This window comes from Undibacterium sp. TJN19 (genome assembly GCF_049339485.1).
GTDB lineage: Bacteria > Pseudomonadota > Gammaproteobacteria > Burkholderiales > Burkholderiaceae_D > Undibacterium.
This window is the reverse complement of sequence record NZ_JBMPPL010000001.1, coordinates 1,752,016-1,768,852: the sequence shown is the minus strand read 5'-3', so window position 1 is coordinate 1,768,852 and position 16,837 is coordinate 1,752,016. Positions and strand designations below refer to the sequence as shown.

13 protein-coding genes are annotated in these 16,837 nt (G+C 53.1%); 8 read left to right on the top strand and 5 right to left on the bottom strand.

Features of this window, described 5'->3' with window-relative positions; all coding sequences use genetic code 11:
- Nucleotides 1-140 precede the first annotated feature (140 nt).
- A complete protein-coding gene (locus ACO0LH_RS08025) occupies nt 141-1,016 on the bottom strand; it encodes a DUF2314 domain-containing protein (protein WP_422940509.1) in 876 nt (291 codons plus the stop codon).
- Between the two features lie 232 nt (nt 1,017-1,248).
- Here ACO0LH_RS08025 and ACO0LH_RS08020 point away from each other — a divergent pair, with 232 nt between their 5' ends.
- Together ACO0LH_RS08020 and ACO0LH_RS08015 are read left to right on the top strand one after the other, a co-directional pair.
- On the top strand, nt 1,249-1,815 hold the full coding sequence (locus ACO0LH_RS08020; RefSeq protein ID WP_422940508.1) for a chromate transporter: 567 nt from the start codon (nt 1,249-1,251) through the stop codon (nt 1,813-1,815).
- The gene (locus ACO0LH_RS08015) at nt 1,815-2,411 is read left to right on the top strand and encodes a chromate transporter (protein ID WP_422940507.1); all 597 of its coding nucleotides are present in this window, start codon (nt 1,815-1,817) and stop codon (nt 2,409-2,411) included. The genes ACO0LH_RS08020 and ACO0LH_RS08015 overlap by 1 nt, the downstream gene beginning before the upstream one ends.
- A 12-nt stretch (nt 2,412-2,423) precedes the next feature.
- Here ACO0LH_RS08015 and ACO0LH_RS08010 read toward each other — a convergent pair whose 3' ends face one another.
- The gene (locus ACO0LH_RS08010; protein ID WP_422940506.1) at nt 2,424-3,824 is read right to left on the bottom strand and encodes a DUF1501 domain-containing protein; all 1,401 of its coding nucleotides are present in this window, start codon (nt 3,822-3,824) and stop codon (nt 2,424-2,426) included.
- 72 nt (nt 3,825-3,896) lie between these two features.
- Complete coding sequence (locus ACO0LH_RS08005) at nt 3,897-5,648, bottom strand: DUF1800 domain-containing protein (protein ID WP_422940505.1); 1,752 nt, start codon at nt 5,646-5,648, stop codon at nt 3,897-3,899.
- 357 nt (nt 5,649-6,005) lie between these two features.
- On the opposite strand from ACO0LH_RS08005, the gene ACO0LH_RS08000 reads away from it, so the two are divergent.
- Entirely contained in the window at nt 6,006-6,863 is an 858-nt protein-coding gene (locus ACO0LH_RS08000; RefSeq protein WP_422940504.1) for a hypothetical protein, read from the top strand.
- 51 nt (nt 6,864-6,914) lie between these two features.
- Here ACO0LH_RS08000 and ACO0LH_RS07995 read toward each other — a convergent pair whose 3' ends face one another.
- On the bottom strand, nt 6,915-7,223 hold the full coding sequence (locus ACO0LH_RS07995) for a hypothetical protein (RefSeq protein ID WP_422940503.1): 309 nt from the start codon (nt 7,221-7,223) through the stop codon (nt 6,915-6,917).
- Between the two features lie 188 nt (nt 7,224-7,411).
- Between ACO0LH_RS07995 and ACO0LH_RS07990 the strand changes: the two genes are divergently transcribed.
- Both ACO0LH_RS07990 and ACO0LH_RS07985 read left to right on the top strand, forming a co-directional pair.
- A complete protein-coding gene (locus ACO0LH_RS07990) occupies nt 7,412-8,869 on the top strand; it encodes a PLP-dependent aminotransferase family protein (RefSeq protein ID WP_422940502.1) in 1,458 nt (485 codons plus the stop codon).
- Between the two features lie 154 nt (nt 8,870-9,023).
- Nucleotides 9,024-10,349 carry a dicarboxylate/amino acid:cation symporter gene (locus ACO0LH_RS07985; RefSeq protein WP_422940501.1) on the top strand — a complete coding sequence of 442 codons (1,326 nt, stop codon included), beginning with the start codon at nt 9,024-9,026 and terminating at the stop codon, nt 10,347-10,349.
- 73 nt (nt 10,350-10,422) lie between these two features.
- Here the strand turns inward: ACO0LH_RS07985 and ACO0LH_RS07980 are convergent, their stop codons facing one another.
- Entirely contained in the window at nt 10,423-11,655 is a 1,233-nt protein-coding gene (locus ACO0LH_RS07980; protein WP_422940500.1) for an MFS transporter, read from the bottom strand.
- A 78-nt stretch (nt 11,656-11,733) separates the two neighbouring features.
- Between ACO0LH_RS07980 and ACO0LH_RS07975 the strand changes: the two genes are divergently transcribed.
- The 3 genes from ACO0LH_RS07975 to ACO0LH_RS07965 all read left to right on the top strand — a co-directional run bounded on the left by ACO0LH_RS07975 (nt 11,734) and on the right by ACO0LH_RS07965 (nt 16,835).
- Nucleotides 11,734-13,047 (top strand): hemolysin family protein, encoded by a 1,314-nt coding sequence (locus ACO0LH_RS07975; protein ID WP_422940499.1) that lies wholly within the window; start codon nt 11,734-11,736, stop codon nt 13,045-13,047.
- Nucleotides 13,048-13,130: 83 nt separating this feature from the next.
- Entirely contained in the window at nt 13,131-14,405 is a 1,275-nt protein-coding gene (locus ACO0LH_RS07970) for an Hsp70 family protein (RefSeq protein WP_422940498.1), read from the top strand.
- A gap of 189 nt (nt 14,406-14,594) precedes the next feature.
- Nucleotides 14,595-16,835: a bifunctional diguanylate cyclase/phosphodiesterase gene (locus tag ACO0LH_RS07965; RefSeq protein ID WP_422940497.1), complete on the top strand. Its 2,241-nt coding sequence runs from the start codon at nt 14,595-14,597 to the stop codon at nt 16,833-16,835.
- The last annotated feature ends 2 nt before the right edge of the window (nt 16,836-16,837 follow it).

Below are 16,837 nucleotides of genomic sequence, written 5' to 3'. Positions count from 1 at the left end.
ATCTGGATCTGAAAGAACTGGGATTTGAAGGGTCGTATGACCGGGTCAATTCAGCTAGCAAACGAACAAATAAAAAAAATGGAAAAATGTGCCGTTTCCCAATACGCTAGCAGCTCTTGAAATGCGTCAGGGGTTTTAATTCAAAACTCAAAGCGGTTGTCGATAGTTTGATGACTTACTGTATTACTATTTCCGAGGATGTCAACTGTATCAAGGAAGGCGACAATTCTGGGCCAGCCCATTTTGCGCGCCAGATCAAGCGCAGATTCACCTTTGGGATTGCGGGCTGCAACATCGGCGCCATGTTTGACCAGCAAGGTAACGGGTGCGAGGTTGCCCGCCGGTGCATCTCTTTGCAGCAGGGTCCAGCCTGTTTCATCAACACTGCGGGCAAAAGCTGGCTCGTCCTGCAAACCCTTATCCATTTTCTCTGCCATGTTTTCACTCATGGCGTGTTCAGGCAAGTCTTCGTTATCTGCGCTTGCCACATTCGTTTTTTTGCCAAACAGACCGGATAAAAATCCTGGCTTTTCCTTGACCTGGGCAGGCACAACCGCCACTTCGCCAGGCACACCAAAATCAAGGCCCCAGGCCTGGTCATGTTCGTTGCGTTCAGAAGATGACATTTCGCTGCGGATGACATCAATGCTGTAACCGCCATACACTTTGCCATTGATGCTGTACATCCAGTCACCGATTTCGGCCAGCGGCACGCTGACCGCATCACCGGCCTTGATACTGTCAAACCATTGCGGATTGTTGAGCAGTACACCGGTCACCGTATCACCATCGAACTGGATTTCATTGATCCACATATGCTCGACTTCAGGGACATCGCCAGTCTGGCCAGTAGGGAAGGCGACCTTGACCGCAGCCAGGCCCAGGCTGGGGATAATGCGCCGGTATTCCCACGACAATTCGCGCCAGAAATATTTGAAACTTTTGCGCGCGCGTTCAGCTGCGGTACGCATGGCCGGACTTTCGCCTTCCTGCATGACGATCTTGTCTTCGATCATGAAATTGTTCTTTCAAGTATAAAATTTTAATACTTTAGCTGAAACAGCTTCACAAACCGGCGCACAGGCATTTTCGTTTCAAATGATACAAGTACTTACCTTTTGCATATGAAAAGCACCATCACGGAATCTGTCCGGCAGACTAAATCAGGGATCGTGAAAGATTTGCTCAGCAGCATTTTCCCTGCTGCTTTACAATGTAAGCCTGCCTCAACACCAAGCTGCCATCATCATGTCCACAGAACTTCCGAGCCAGCGGCCCACATCCCTCGCGGATTTGTATATTTCATTTACCATTTTGGCATTGCAGGGCTTTGGTGGCGTACTGGCCATCGTGCAGCGTGAAATGGTGGAGCGCAAACGCTGGCTGACCATGGAAGAATTTGTCGAAGACTGGGCAGTCGCGCAGATTTTACCCGGCCCGAATGTCGTCAATTTATCGCTGATGATAGGCCACCGTCATTTTGGCCTGCGCGGTGCCATGGCCGCGCTGGCGGGCATGCTGTCCATCCCCCTGTTATTGGTTCTGGTACTGGCAGTGATCTACGCACAATTTGCCAGCCACCCCGGTGTAGTTGGTGCGCTACGCGGCATGAGTGCCGTCACGGCTGGCCTGATTATCGCCACTGCCCTCAAGCTCATCCCTGCTTTAAAGAATAACCCTCTGGGCAGGAACATCGCACTGGTTTTTACCGCCCTATGCTTTGTCGGCATCGCCCTGTTACGCCTGCCGCTGGCCTATGTGCTGTTTGGGTTGGGCAGCATCACTTGTGCGCTGATTTACAGGAGGCTGAAATAATGCCGGACGCAATCCACACTGCCCTGCACATTTCCATGGATGGCAAGGACTGGCTGCATCTGCTGATGCATTACATGATGTTGTCACTGCTGTCTATCGGCGGTGCAATTTCCACCCTGCCGGACATGCACCGCTACCTGGTTGACCAGAATAACTGGCTGACAGATTCACAATTCAATGCCTCGGTCGCCATCGCCCAGGCAGCACCAGGGCCAAACGTGTTGTTCATTGCCCTGATGGGCTGGAACATAGGCATGAATGCCGGCGGCATGTGGACCGGTTTGCTGGGTGTGGCCGTGACCATGACCGGCATCCTGCTACCCAGTACCACGCTGACCTATATGGCGGCCAGCTGGGGTCATGCCAATCGTGAATTGCGCAGCGTGCGTGCATTCAAACTCGGCATGGCACCCATCGTCATCGGCCTGTTGCTGGCAACCGGCTGGATCATGGCCACGGCACATAAAGAAGCCACCAAAGACTGGCCAATATGGCTGCTGACCGTAGCCTGTACGTTGGTAGTATGGCGCACCCGCCTGCATCTTTTATGGCTATTGCTGGCAGGTGCGATACTGGGCTGGTTCGGGTTGATCTGAAGCGTCAAAAATTCAGACAAACCCCAGGTTGCGGGCGCTGGCATTGTAGTTCACCAGATTAGGCAGCAGCGATAGCAAATCACTGTCGGATACGCCCAGCCATTTACCCAGTGTGGCCGCATACTGGTCAACCGACGTGCTTGGCAGCAAGCGCCCCTGGCCGACATCGTCAGGGCCATTGCTGGCAACCACGGGCGCAGTACCGTAATAGCGCTGCCCCTGTACGGCACCACCAAGCATGAAATGCATGCTGCCCCAGCCATGGTCGGAACCATCATTATTGCCGCTCAGTGTACGGCCAAAATCCGATGCGGTGAAACTGGTGACCTTGTTGGCGACACCCAGTTCGACGGTGGCGTTATAGAAGGAAGACAGGGCATCGGCCACACTGGCCAGCAAACCCGGGTGGGTGGAAACAAGGCCATCATGGGTATCAAAACCGCCCATGGACACAAAAAATACCTGGCGCTTTGCACCCAGCGTACTTGCCGCAGAAATCATGCGGGCCACCATTTTCAACTGATCTGCGAGGTTATTGCCGGCAGTGAAAGAAGTCTTGATGGCAGGCGCGCCAGCCAGTGCTGAAGTCAATACGCCATTGGCATCAATAGAACGTTTGGTGACACGTGTATATTCATTTTCAAACAGATGCGGACGTGCCTGCGTGACCAGCGCCTGCAAGGCCGCCGAACAATTGGCAGAACCGAACAAGGGTGCCTGCAAGCCGTTGAAAGGCACGGAACCATTGGTCGATACCTGATATTGCACGGCTGTGTTACCTGACAGATAAACGGCATTGCCGGATACATTCACACAGGTGAAAGTTGCATTGCCATTGCCAGCCTGGAACAGGTCGCCAATACGACCACCCCAGCCCGAAGTTGCCCCCTCTGGTGCAGAAGACTGCCACACCGATTGCTGGTCATTATGTGAAAAAAGCTTGGGTGGCAGAGGGGCAGTCTTATTCGTATATTGCAGCTTGCTGGTCGGTTGCACCAGCGTACCGACATTCAACAGCACTCCCATCTTGCCAGCGTTGAAGATGGGCATCAGCGGCGCGAGTTCTGGTGCCATTGCGTATTGCCGGCTGACGCCCGCGCTGTCCACCGGGGCAGACAAAGGCTGCAATACCGTACCGCTGAGCTTGTCGCGTGCATAGGCCAGGGTAGGGCGCAGTTGATAATAAGCATTGTAGTTGGCGATGTCATATGGCACGAGGGTGTTGGCATAATCATTGCCGCCGTATAAAAACACGCAGACGATGGCCTTGTAGTCATCAGCATTGGCAGCAGAAGCTTCGGCCATGGCGGCTAGGTTCAGCGCCCACGGTGTTGCCACACCGGCGATGGAGAGGGCGGAGGCGCGCTGGAGAAAAGCGCGGCGTGAAGCATTTGGCGTAGTCATATTTTTCATGATTGATTCCAGTTCGGAAAACAGAGATAAGTGAAGCAGGCGATGTGCAAAAACAGTGGATACCTGGCCCGCTCATTTAAGAACGATGAATTCTGGTGCGGCCATGACCAGTGTCAGCGCTGCGTAGATTCTCTGTGTGCGCCTGGTGTCAGTCCCTGAGGGCATGCTGTTGACAGCAGTGCGCAGATTAAGCAAAGTCGTATTGCTCAACTGCCCGGCTGCCAGCACCAGGTTGATTTCATCAAGCAGCGAAGCGGCGTTATCGGCCAGCGGCAGCAAACTGCTGTAGTCCGCATCGACGTCACTGACACCGGCACTGATCGCATGCTGCATGTAATTTACGTAGCCAACGACTGATGATTCATTGGTGATCTGGAATTCAGGCGCGACCAGTGATGCAGTTGCGATGGAACTGTTAGGCGGTACATAACCAGGCCGGAAGAAATTGAATACTGATGGTGAACGCAGGGGGCTTTGGCCGAGGCGTGTAGCCGGGTCACTGGTGTTACCGATATTCCAGATGTCATTGGCAGCCGTGGCTTTATAAGCACGTGCCCAGGCCAGGAAACGCAACATGGGTTCGCGCAATTTGCCAAATTGCGGGTTGCTGATATTGCTGGCATTGCGAGCTTCATCATCAAGCAGGATGGCCTTGATCACTGCCTTCAGATTACCCTTGCTGCCAGTGCCATCATTATTGAAGACCGCCGCCACCCGTGCCACATAGGCAGGTACAGGGTTGCTGGTAACCAGCCTTTGTATGAGCTGGCGGCTGACGAATGGCGCAACATTGGGATGGGCGAAAATAATATCCAGTGCAGCCTTCAGCGCATCTGCACCACCAAGACCGGCGGGCACTGTGCTTTTCAAAAATGTCGAGGCATCTGTTTCATGCCTGCCTGGTACCTGTATCATGGGACGGCGCATGAAATCAGGCGTATCTGCCTTGCCTCCGGCCAGATCAAAATCCCAGCCGGTAAATATCCTGGCAAGGCCGGTGATATCATCGAGCGTATAAGTTTCTATGTTTTTCCCGTTGGCCAGCCTGGGTGTGCCGTCAAGATTGAGTTCCAGCAAGCCGATGCTGAACAGCTGCATGAGTTCACGCGCATAGTTTTCATCTGGCAGGGCCCCGGTTTGCGGGTTGTATTTGGTGTTACCACGAAAGGTCAGGTACTCCCCCATGGCCGGGCTGGTAGACACCTGTTGCAGGATATCGCGGTAATTGCCAAAACAGGCTGCCTCCATCATGTCGAGATAAGCCGCCGCAGAAAAAGCTTTCCAGCCACCGCCGATCAGGCCATCAATAGAAACCACGATGATTTCTGTCAGTGCCAGCGTGATGCGCTGACGCAGGGTGTCTGGCGAACCGATGAGCTTGCGCCAGGCGGCCGAATCAAACCCGGTTTCCGAATTACGGTACGTCATATCGTTCAAGCCTTTGGAAACCAGCCAGTCCCAGCGGTTGCCATTGCCGGGCAGGGTGAATTGCTCGTCCAGCCAGCCCGCATAGCCAAGTGCCTGCACGCGGGCGATTTGCTCACCCGATGCACCCATGCTCGCCTGCGCCAGAAAGCGTGCCGCCTCAAGTTCAGAAATACTTGCCAGCGCCGCTGGTGCAGGTGCCGGGCTAGCAGCCAGCGGTGCCGCCTGTGGCTGCGTCAGGCTGTCGGCAGAACGCAGGTCACTCCCGCCACCGCACGCAGACAACAGGGCGCTGGCCGTCAGTGCCGCAGCGAGGTAGGCCGGGTGACTGGTGTTTTCCAATTCGGGCATGTCAAGGGTGATGGCTGCGCTTGTCTCGCTGGCTGATGGCTGTTCCATTTTCTTCTTCCTGTGAAATTTTGGCTTGGATTGTCGAGGCGGATCAGGTAAAACCTGATACCTGCCTGTCCCCTGGATGTTCGCTGGCGAACCATCCAGGTTTCTACATTAGATGATTACGGTCGGCACACATTACGGATTTGTAAGTAGTTGTCAGGAGTTGTGAAGGATTTACATAAAAATTGACCACATCTGCGAGTAAGGCTGAGACAAATGCGCAGCATTTGTTACACTTTCGGTTTACGCAGTTTGTTGGAGTTTTATAAAACCTCTGTGCAGACAATCTTTGTTACAGGTGATAAGCCTAGTTTGGGTTATGCTTGCCACCTTGAAATTCCGCATACCGGTTCACAGTCCATGAAGTTGAGCATAGAAGCACCAGAAAATGAAGTTACCCTGCCGGGTGAGGTGCATTTACATATCCGCTTTCGTCCTGCCAGCATGTTCGGCATCCTGCTGGCATTGCTGATCCACGCGTTATTGCTTTATTTCATACTGAGCATGCATAGTCCTGTGAAAAAGAAGGGCGACAATGCTAGCTCTGACAACCCTATAGTCCTGTTGATGGACCAGGTGAAACAGCCAAAGGCAGCTGCACCCAAAAAGCAGAAAGCACCGGCAACACCCCCGGTACGCATCCCACCATCCAGAAATGCCATCACCCAGCCCAAGCTGCCGCCGGTGGTCGTCGCGACTGAATCACCAATCTCCCAGCCACCGCCACCGCAAGTCAATGCACCACCAGAAATGGACATGATGGCCATGGCCGAAGCAGCACGAGCACGCCGTCGCGCTTCAGAAGAAGCCGCAGCGCAGGAAAACGAAGGCGCGCGTCAGGCGGGTCGTGGCATGAGCCCGCAAGAAGTAGCCGAAGCCAATGTAAAGCGCAGCATGCAACAAGCTAGCGGTCGCGCTGGTGGCAGTGGTGTATTTGAACTGGGGACAGTAGGCACGAGGGTAGCCAGCTTCACTTTCCGTGGCTGGAACACGCGCGTGGTGGCCTCTGGCGGCAGACAGTCTTTTGAAGTCGATGCCGGTCTTGGTGGCGACGTACGACTGGCCTTGGTACGCCGCATGATAGACATCATACGCATGGAGTACAAGGGCGACTTCAACTGGGAATCCAGGCGCCTGGGCCGTGTTGTAGTCAAGTCGGCCCGCCTGGAAGATTCAGCAGAGCTGGAAAACTTTTTGCTGAAGGAATTTTTCCCTTAAATTTTCAGATCCCGGCAGCCTGTAGAGGTGATACCTTGCAGCGCAAACCGACTAACCCTGACCATAAGCCTTTACTGATCTCCCATGCCAAAGCTGCTGCAAGGTCTGCCACCAGCTGGCAGGCTCAACTTGCTGTATGAACAATTCACTGGTCTCGATTGCCTGCAATTCTATCCAGCCACTGCGTTCGGCACGGTAATGCAAGCCCTGATGTAAAACCCGGTCGGCCTGCCATGCCAGACCATCAAGAAACTGCGGCACACAGCTGAGCCTGAGGCTGCCCTTGTTCAGACTGTAGACGGTTCCAGCGCTGACATGGCAATACAAACTCTGGCCTTTGTTGAGTAGGGTAAGCGACATCACGGTGCTCCTGTAAGTTGTGATCCCGGCGGATCAATACTGACAGAATAGAATTTCCCGGCGACATCGAACAGACACAGGAAAATGCTATCTGTATCGTAGCAGCAGGCATATTTGTTATCTGTTATTGTGTGTATATGCCTGAACTGTATCTGTCCAGCCCGTAGCAAAGAACGCAAAATCAGCTTATGCAAACCCTACCGCTCTACCGGCAGCTGGCCGAACATTATCTGACTGCGATACGTTCCGGTACGCTGAACGTCGGTGACCGTATGCCGTCTGTGCGCAAGTTGATGCAATTACACGGCGTCAGTCTGTCCACTGCCTTGCAACTGTGCCGTCAGCTGGAAACCGAAGGCTGGCTAGAAGCGCGCCCGCGCTCTGGTTATTTTGTGCGCCTGCCACGCCGCGTGCGCCTGGTACCGGCACAAGAACCGCAGATAGGCAATGCCATCGACCCGGCGCAATTCATCGGCATTCATGAACAGGTATCAGAAATCATCGCACTCGGCCAGCGCCAGGTGAAATGCAATCTGGCTCGTGCGACTGGTGGTCAGGGCTTGTATCCGCACCAACAGTTGCGCGCCCTGACACTGAGTACCTTGCGGCGTTTCCCGGAATTGCTGACCAAGGCCATCACACCAGGTGGTAACCGTGAACTGAAAGCGGCACTGGCAAAGCGGGCGCTGGATTCCGGCATCAGCACCTCGTCTGACCAGATCGTCATTACCAATGGCTGTATCGAAGCGCTGAACCTGGCCTTGCGCGCCGTGGCCCAGGCTGGTGATGTGATTGCGGTGGAGTCCCCAACCTTTTATGGCCTGTTGCAGGTACTGGAAAGCCTGGGCATGAAAGCACTGGAAATCCCGACCAGCCCCAGTACCGGCATATCCATAGAAGCGCTGGAGCTGGCGATGCGCACCTATGACAATATCAAGGCCGTGGTGGTGGTGCCGCATTTGCAAAACCCGCTGGGCAGCATCATGCCTGACCAGCACAAGCAAAAGCTGGTTGCCCTGTGTGAAGCGCAGAAAATACCGCTGATAGAAGATGACTCTTATAGTGCCCTGGCCGATGGCGACAGGATACCGACTGCGCTCAAGCATTGGGATCATAGCGGCAATGTGATTTTTTGTGCGTCCATGCACAAGATCCTGGCCCCCGGCTTGCGGGTCGGCTGGATGCTGGCCGGACGCTGGCAGGCGCGTGTGAACATGCTGAAATATGCGCATACCCGCTATAACGAAGAACTGTCACAGATCGTCACTGCCACGTTTTTGCAGTCCAGCGCCTATGACAGGCATTTACGCAAGCTGCGCACGACGCTGGCCCAGCAAAGGGAAAGAATGGCCGAAGCAGTTGCCACCTATTTCCCCGAGGGTACGCGCCTGACCATGCCGGCAGGGGGCGTGTCGCTATGGGTAGAAATGCCGCCACAGATATCGTCCAAGGCCATCTTTGATGCTGCACTGGAGCAAAGCATACTGGTGTCCCCCGGTCTTTTATATTCAAATTCAAATCGTTTTGACCATTTCCTGCGCATTAACTGTGGCATGCCGTATACCCCGGAACTGGATGACGCCATGCGCATACTTGGCCGCATTGTCCATCACAATGCAAGCATAAAACAACACATCGCCGCATAAACCGCTTGTAACACCCTCTAGCTGTGGAAACCCACAATTGTGAGCACGGTCGCAGTTTTCCATAATGGCAGCACTGACGGAAATCATTCCGCGCCGTGCTCGCCACAGTCTTTTACAGATGAGCGAGCCCTAAAACATCCAATGGAGACCCAGGATGAAAAATCAGCCGCTTTACAAATCGCTGTATTTTCAAGTCATTACAGCCATCGTTCTGGGCGTGTTGCTAGGTCATTTTTACCCTGAATCCGGTGCATCCATGAAACCACTGGGTGACGGCTTCATCAAGCTGATCAAGATGATGATCGCACCGATTATTTTCTGTACCGTGGTAGTGGGTATTGCCGGTATGGAAGATATGAAAAAAGTTGGCAAAACCGGCGGCATGGCATTGCTGTATTTTGAAGTTGTCAGCACGCTGGCCCTGATTGTCGGGCTGATTATCGTCAACGTCGTGCAACCTGGTGCAGGCATGCATATCGACGTGAATACCATCGATACCAAGGGAATTGCTGCCTATGCCGGTCCAGGGAAAATGCAGACAACCACTGAATTTCTGATGGCCATCATACCGACTACGGTCATCGATGCTTTTGCAAAAGGCGAAATTCTGCAAGTCTTGCTGATCTCGGTATTTTTTGGTTTTGCGCTGCACCGCTTTGGTGGTCGCGGCACGATGATTTTTGATTTCGTCGAAAAATTTTCCCACGTATTGTTCGTCATCGTCGGCTACATCATGAAGGCCGCTCCAATTGGTGCCTTTGGTGCGATGGCTTTCACGATCGGTAAATATGGGGTCGGCTCTCTGGTGCAGCTTGGTTATCTCATGGGTACTTTCTATGCGACCTGTCTGATCTTTATTTTTGGCGTACTGGGCACCATCGCAAAACTCCATGGCTTCAGCATCTGGAAATTTGTCAAATACATCAAGGAAGAGTTACTGATCGTATTGGGTACATCCTCATCAGAGTCGGTACTGCCACGCATGATGGCGAAGCTGGAAAATCTGGGTGTCAAGAAATCGGTGGTTGGTCTGGTAATACCTACCGGGTATTCTTTCAATCTTGACGGTACGTCCATTTATCTGACCATGGCGGCGGTATTCATTGCCCAGGCCACGGATACGCCGATGACCATCATGCAGCAAGTGACCTTATTGGCGGTGTTGCTGCTGACATCCAAAGGTGCGGCAGGCATTACCGGCAGTGGCTTCATCGTACTGGCAGCAACGCTGTCTGCTGTTGGTGGCATTCCTGTAGCAGGACTGGCATTGATCCTGGGTATAGACCGATTCATGTCTGAAGCCCGCGCTTTGACCAATCTGATAGGCAATGGTGTTGCCACTATCGTGGTAGGTAAATGGGGCAATGACGTGGATATCCTGAAAATGCAAAGACGCCTCAACAATGAGACACCGGAAGAGTCAGACGACCCTGAACTGGTGCTTGACAAAGCCCATGCAGAAATGGCGACACATCACTGATTTCGGTAAATGCTTCCATGCAAAAAAGCGGACTTGATGTCCGCTTTTTCATTTTCGCTGGCAATGTCGTTGATTATTTAGCCTGTCGCAAATGGCGCATCGCCAAAGTCAGCGCCATGAGCTGTACGGTCGCCGCCAGGAAGAAAGGGGCGCCCAGTAACAGGCTGCCCTTGGCCTGATGACTGACCTGCCCCAGCAGCGACGTGCCTATCAGGGTCGCTGCCACGCTCATGATACTGGCCAGCGCTGTCAGTGACCCCATGGCAATACCTTGCGAACGGGCATCGACCGCACGTGAGAAAAATCCCTGCAAGGCTGGCCCGGCAGCAAAAGCCAGCACATTGCACAGGATCAGCACATACATCATCCAGCCCTGGCTGGCCAGGCCATACATGGTCAAGGCAATGGTCGACGAAGCCAGGCCAATCAGCACGGCATTGGCATCCCCCACACGCTTGATGTAACGGCCAAGAAAAACACCTTGCATGAGGACACTGGAAATACCCACCATGAACAGGGAAAAGCCGTTTTGCATCGGTGTCCAGCCAAAGCGCAATTCTGTCGACAGCACCCAGGTTGTCTGCAAGGTGAATTGCGCAAACATGGTCAGTGCATATACCCAGACCAGCGCACCAACGCCGCGTAAATGCGCCAGGCCAGTCAGGCCGGCGAAAGGATTCGCTGCAGAAATATGAAAGGTCTTGCGATGATCCGCTGCCAGGGATTCAGGCAGGGAAAAATAACCGTATACAACATTTGCCAGTGAAACTGCTGCTGCCAGGTAAAACGGATAATGAATATGCGCTTCACCCAGCATGCCGCCGATGACCGGGCCGCAGATAAACCCCAGACCAAACATGGCACCGATCTTACCCAGAGCCTTGCTGCGGTTTTCCGGCGAAGAGACATCGGCGATGTAGGCGTTGGCGACCGACAAATTACCCGCAGTGATCCCGCCTACCGCACGTACTACCAGCATCCAGTAAATGCTGGTGACCTGGGTCAGCAGAAGAAAATTCAGCCCCAGGCCAAAAACGCAGATCAACAATACCGGGCGACGGCCAAATCGGTCACTGAGTGCACCGATCATGGGCGCAAAAAAGAATTGCATGACGCCATAAATTGCCACGATCAGGCCATACCAGTAAGCCTGGCTGTCGGCCTGCAAGGTATAACTGGCAACCAGGCGCGGCAGCACGGGAATAATCAGGCCTATCCCGAGAATATCGAGAAATACGGTAATCAGCACAAAACGCACATTGGTCGGCAATGGTGCTGCGGCAGCAGTTTGATCTGGGCTACTCATGCTTGCGGGCTTTCAGGCGGAATATTCGAATCCCAATAGTATATGATAAGCACTAAACACATCCGCAAAGGACGCACTATGGCTCTGTTTGACCACTTTTTGATCATTGCATTGCTGGTCATTATCAGCGCATTTTTTTCCATGTCTGAAATTTCACTGGCCGCCGCGCGCCGGGTAAAGCTACAGGTGATGGAAGCAGAAGGCGAGATGCGTGCCGCCAGGGTGCTGGCACTGCAACGTGAACCCGGGCATTTTTTCACGGTAGTGCAGATCGGCCTGAACGCCGTTGCCATACTGGGTGGTATCTTGGGCGAACAGGCGCTGACACCGTATATTTCACAGGTGTTTCATTCCATCTTTGGTGCGACCAGTTGGGTGGAAAGTGTCAGTTTCGTCACTTCATTCCTGTTTGTCACCTCGATCTTCATTCTGTTTGCCGACCTGATGCCAAAGAAGCTGGCGATGATTTCGCCGGAAAAGGTTGCCTTGCGGGTGGTCACGCCCATGCTGTTATGCGTGCGCCTGTTCAAACCCCTGGTCTGGGTTTTCAATGGCTTGTCGAACCTGATTTTCCACGTGCTGGGTTTGCCGACCTCCAGGAATGACCAGATTACCTCGGATGAAATTTACGCCATGATGGATGCCGGTGCCGAAGCCGGGGTGTTACATGAACATGAACATCACATGATAGGCAATGTGTTTGAACTCGAAAGCCGTACCGTCCCTTCTGCCATGTCGCAACGCGACAGCATCGTATTTTTTACGTTGCAGGACACAGATGTGATCATCAGCCAGAAAATTGCCGAACATCCGCATACCAAGTTTCTGGTCTGTGATGGCAATATCGACAATGTCGTTGGCTATGTAGAATCAAAAGATATATTGAAACGCGTGCTGACCAATCAGGCATTTACCAAGGTGCAGGAATTATCGATACGCACGGCGCTGGCAGTACCTGATTCACTGACCCTGTCAGAAATGCTGGAGCAATTCAAGGGCACCCGTGAAGATTTCGCCGTCATCCTCAATGAATATGCCCTGGTGGTAGGCGTGATCACCCTGAATGATGTGCTGAGCACGCTGATGGGTAATCTGGTTCATCCTTTCCTGGAAGACCAGATCGTCAGACGTGATGCCAATTCCTGGCTGATCGACGGTGCCACCACCATAGAAGATGTTTGTCGCGCGCTTGATATAGACGGCTTGCCTGAGCAGGGCAGCTATGAGACTATTGCCGGTTTCATGATGACGATGCTCAAGAGAATACCCAAGCGCACGGATTACGTCATGGTCGGCGTCTACAAATTTGAAGTCGTCGATATCGATCATTACCGTATTGATCAATTGCTTGTGGTTCGCCTTGATGGCAGCGAGTCTGCCACAGTCTCTTAACATTCACCGTTATCGTTGCAGCCTGCCGGGCGGGCTGCAATTGTGCTTTCATCTAGTTTTATCCGTTTTAGTCAGGAAGTTTCATGTCGCAAGCTTGTGGAGTAGATTTTGGTACCTCGAATTCAACCGTGGGCTGGCACAGGCCGGGGCAGTCTGCGCTGCTGGCGCTGGAAGAGGACAAAGTCACCTTGCCTTCCGTCGTGTTTTTCAATGTTGAAGACGACGAAGTCACCTATGGCAGGGCGGCACTGACCAACTACCTGGCAGGCTATGAAGGCCGGCTCATGCGCTCCATGAAAAGCCTGCTCGGTACCAGCCTGATGGACGGACAAACCGAAGTGCAGGGCAAGGCGCTGCCATTTCGTCAACTACTGGCCCAATTCATCGGTGAGCTGAAGCAACGTGCAGAGCGTTCTGCCGGCACCAGCTTTACCCGCGCCGTATTGGGGCGACCTGTCCATTTCATCGATGATGACAGCACCGCTGATCGGCTGGCACAAGACACGCTGGAGCAAATCGCCCGTGCCGCCGGCTTTACGGAAGTACAATTTCAATATGAACCTATTGCTGCCGCTTTTGATTATGAATCACGCATCAGCAAGGAAGAATTGGTACTGATTGCCGACATAGGTGGCGGTACGTCCGATTTTTCCCTGGTGCGTTTATCGCCTGAACGCGCCAGCAAATTCGACAGAAAGGACGATATCCTTGGCAACGGCGGTGTCCATATCGGTGGCACCGACTTTGATAAATACCTGAGTCTGACGCATGTCATGCCGCTACTTGGGCTAGGTGGCAGGCTGGGTAGCCAGATCGACGTGCCATCCAGCTATTACTTCAACCTGGCAACCTGGCACACGATCAATCTGGTCTATACCCAAAAGGTCTGGCGGGAATTGCAGGAAGTGTACCGTGACATCAATAACGCTGACCTGCGCCTGCGCTTTGAGCGCTTGCTTAATCTGGTCGAAGAGCGCGACGGTCACTGGCTCGCCATCAAATCTGAAGAAGCAAAGATTTTATTATCCGATGAGCAAAACATCAGCCTGTCGCTGAACCGCCTGCGCAGCAAACAGCCCACGCAGCCCTGCCAGCTGATACTTGACCAGGATGGCTTGCAAGCCTCCATTGCTCATTTAACCACCAATATCGGTAACACTGTGGCAGAAGTGCTACGCACGGCCAATATCCGCCCAGACCAGGTCGATACCGTATTTTTTACCGGTGGTTCCAGCGGTGTGCGTGGCTTGCGTCAACAAATCGGCAGTATCGTCCCCGCCGCAACCAAGGTCGAAGGTGATTTGTTTGGCAGCATCGGTGCGGGTCTGGGCCTGGATGCCACTCGCCGCTTCCGCTAGCAAAAACCCTCCTGACACTTTCATTTCTCACCCAGCTTGTCAGTTTAGCCTTGCGATGTGCTTATACACATGGCAGCGCATGTCACAATATTTTTCGAATCAGAGCATGGCGAGAGCTGTTTTGTGTGCGCGGGCTGGCTAATCTTCACTATACTTGAATCTACGTAGGCTTTCCTATCTGGAGCAGGCATGTCGATTGAGCAAGACGATGATGACGAGCTATTCATAGTAGAGGACTTAGCGGACATACCCGAGACGGGCAAGCTTGCGCGCAGCTGGAAAATCGCCATCGTCGATGATGATGAGGATGTCCACCGTACGACCTGCTTTGCCTTGCAATATGTGCAGATATTGAATCGTCCGCTGGAATTCATCCACACCTACTCCAAAGAAGAAACCCGCCGTGTATTTGCTGGCGAAACCGACATCGCCGTTATCCTGCTGGATGTCGTCATGGAAACCGAGCATGCGGGCCTGGAACTGGTCAGTTTCATCCGTGATGAGCTGGGCTGGAGGGATACACGCATCATCCTGCGCACTGGTCAGCCCGGCTATGCGCCGGAAGAAGAAGCCATACGCGACTATGACATCAATGATTACAAAACAAAAAACGAACTGACGCGCAAGAAATTGCTAACCTCGCTGACGGCGGCAATACGCTCTTATGAACAGATACGCACCATCGATGCCAGCAGGCGTGGCCTGCATCAGATAATTACGTCAAGCTCGGCATTTACCTTTGAACATGGGATTCAGACTTTTGCCAGTGGGGTCATTACCCAGATCGCTGCATTATGTGGCGTGCCGCCCGAAGGCTTGCTATGCGCGCAGGGTGAATTCAGCGATTTTGATGAAGTGACGCACCAGGTTTTTAATGTCATTGCTTCTGCGGGACATTACAGCAACCTGATGAATTGTCCCATCGATGAAATTATCGATAGCAAAGTCAGGGAAGCCTTGCGCCACGTGCTGACCAAACGTGAGCCCCTGTTTACCGATCACAGCATGACACTGTATTTTTCTGGTCGTGGCAATCGTCCCCTGGCAGCGTATGTTGATTTACCGTTCCAGCTGTCTGAAATAAACCAGAATTTGCTGGAAGTGTTTTGTTCCAACCTGGGTGTCTGTCTTGATAACCTGAGTCTCGTCAGCCAGCTCAAGAATCATGCTTACCGTGACCAGTTACTGAAGCTGCCCAACCGCCTGAAATTCATAGACCAAATCAGTCTGGCGCTGGCAGAAAATATCCACGGACAAATGGTTGCCCTCATCGACATTGATGATTTTGCCGAGATCAATGATGTACTGGGACACCGCTATGGCGATTTATTACTGAAAGCCGTGGCTGATCGCCTGCGCGAAAGGCTGGGCAAAAACATTTTCTTTGCCCGCATTTCAGGCGATGTATTCGGCCTGCTGGGCGACCAGCATTTGCTGGAACCGGAAACCCTGCGCCAGTTGTTTGTTGATCCATTCACGATAGAAGAGACGGCACACGCCGTGTCCATGTCTGTCGGCATAGTCGCGCTGGAAGGCTATGACGGCGATGGTGCCGAGCCTCTGAAAGACGCCAGCATTGCCCTCAAGCGCAGCAAAATTCATCAACGCGGTAGCTACACGCTGTTCACCCGTTCTATGGGCATAGAGATACGTGAACGTGCGACGCTGATGCAGCATTTGCACAGGGCATTTGATGCCGAACGCCTGTTTCTCATGTATCAGCCACAAATCGACCTGGTCAGCGGCCAGTTCACCGGACTCGAAGCCTTGATACGCTGGCGTAATGATGATGGCGTGCTGATACCACCGAATGATTTTATCCCGCTGGCAGAATACTCGGGCCTGATTATCAGCCTTGGCGCCTGGGTCTTGCGTACAGCCTGTTTCATGATGGTGAGATTGCAAAAAGCCGGTATCGCGCCAGAGAGAATGGGCGTGAATGTCTCGGTCGTTCAATTTCGACAGGATGATTTTATCGGGATAGTCGAACAGGCCCTGCAAGATACTGGCCTGCACCCTTCCAGCCTGGAGCTGGAAATTACTGAATCTGTCACCATGAGCAGCGCTGCCATGTTTGAAACAAGGCTGAGCAAATTGAAGACTCTGGGCGTAAAAATCGCCATTGATGATTTTGGTACAGGCTTTTCTTCCTTGAGTTACCTGGACAAACTGCCAGTGGACAGGCTGAAGATAGACCGTGCTTTTGTGAACCAGATTGATACCCCCGAAGGCCCGCGCATTGCCGAGCTGATTACCCAGCTGGGCAAAAAACTGGGTTTGCAAGTGATTGCCGAAGGTGTCGAGCATGAAATCCACTGGAAAACACTGGAAGCCATGGGCTGCCATGAGGGCCAGGGATTTTATATAGGCAGGCCGATGCTGGAAGACAATCTGAGGGACTGGATTGCATCCCGCGCAGCACGAACCTGAAG

Bases quoted from the DNA above. Each gene is read 5' to 3' on its own strand.
- ACO0LH_RS08025 (WP_422940509.1), bottom strand. From the start codon at position 1,016: ATGATCGAAGACAAGATCGTCATGCAGGAAGGCGAAAGTCCGGCCATG.
- ACO0LH_RS08020 (WP_422940508.1), top strand. From the start codon at position 1,249: ATGTCCACAGAACTTCCGAGCCAGCGGCCCACATCCCTCGCGGATTTG.
- ACO0LH_RS08015 (WP_422940507.1), top strand. From the start codon at position 1,815: ATGCCGGACGCAATCCACACTGCCCTGCACATTTCCATGGATGGCAAG.
- ACO0LH_RS08010 (WP_422940506.1), bottom strand. From the start codon at position 3,824: ATGAAAAATATGACTACGCCAAATGCTTCACGCCGCGCTTTTCTCCAG.
- ACO0LH_RS08005 (WP_422940505.1), bottom strand. From the start codon at position 5,648: ATGGAACAGCCATCAGCCAGCGAGACAAGCGCAGCCATCACCCTTGAC.
- ACO0LH_RS08000 (WP_422940504.1), top strand. From the start codon at position 6,006: ATGAAGTTGAGCATAGAAGCACCAGAAAATGAAGTTACCCTGCCGGGT.
- ACO0LH_RS07995 (WP_422940503.1), bottom strand. From the start codon at position 7,223: ATGTCGCTTACCCTACTCAACAAAGGCCAGAGTTTGTATTGCCATGTC.
- ACO0LH_RS07990 (WP_422940502.1), top strand. From the start codon at position 7,412: ATGCAAACCCTACCGCTCTACCGGCAGCTGGCCGAACATTATCTGACT.
- ACO0LH_RS07985 (WP_422940501.1), top strand. From the start codon at position 9,024: ATGAAAAATCAGCCGCTTTACAAATCGCTGTATTTTCAAGTCATTACA.
- ACO0LH_RS07980 (WP_422940500.1), bottom strand. From the start codon at position 11,655: ATGAGTAGCCCAGATCAAACTGCTGCCGCAGCACCATTGCCGACCAAT.
- ACO0LH_RS07975 (WP_422940499.1), top strand. From the start codon at position 11,734: ATGGCTCTGTTTGACCACTTTTTGATCATTGCATTGCTGGTCATTATC.
- ACO0LH_RS07970 (WP_422940498.1), top strand. From the start codon at position 13,131: ATGTCGCAAGCTTGTGGAGTAGATTTTGGTACCTCGAATTCAACCGTG.
- ACO0LH_RS07965 (WP_422940497.1), top strand. From the start codon at position 14,595: ATGTCGATTGAGCAAGACGATGATGACGAGCTATTCATAGTAGAGGAC.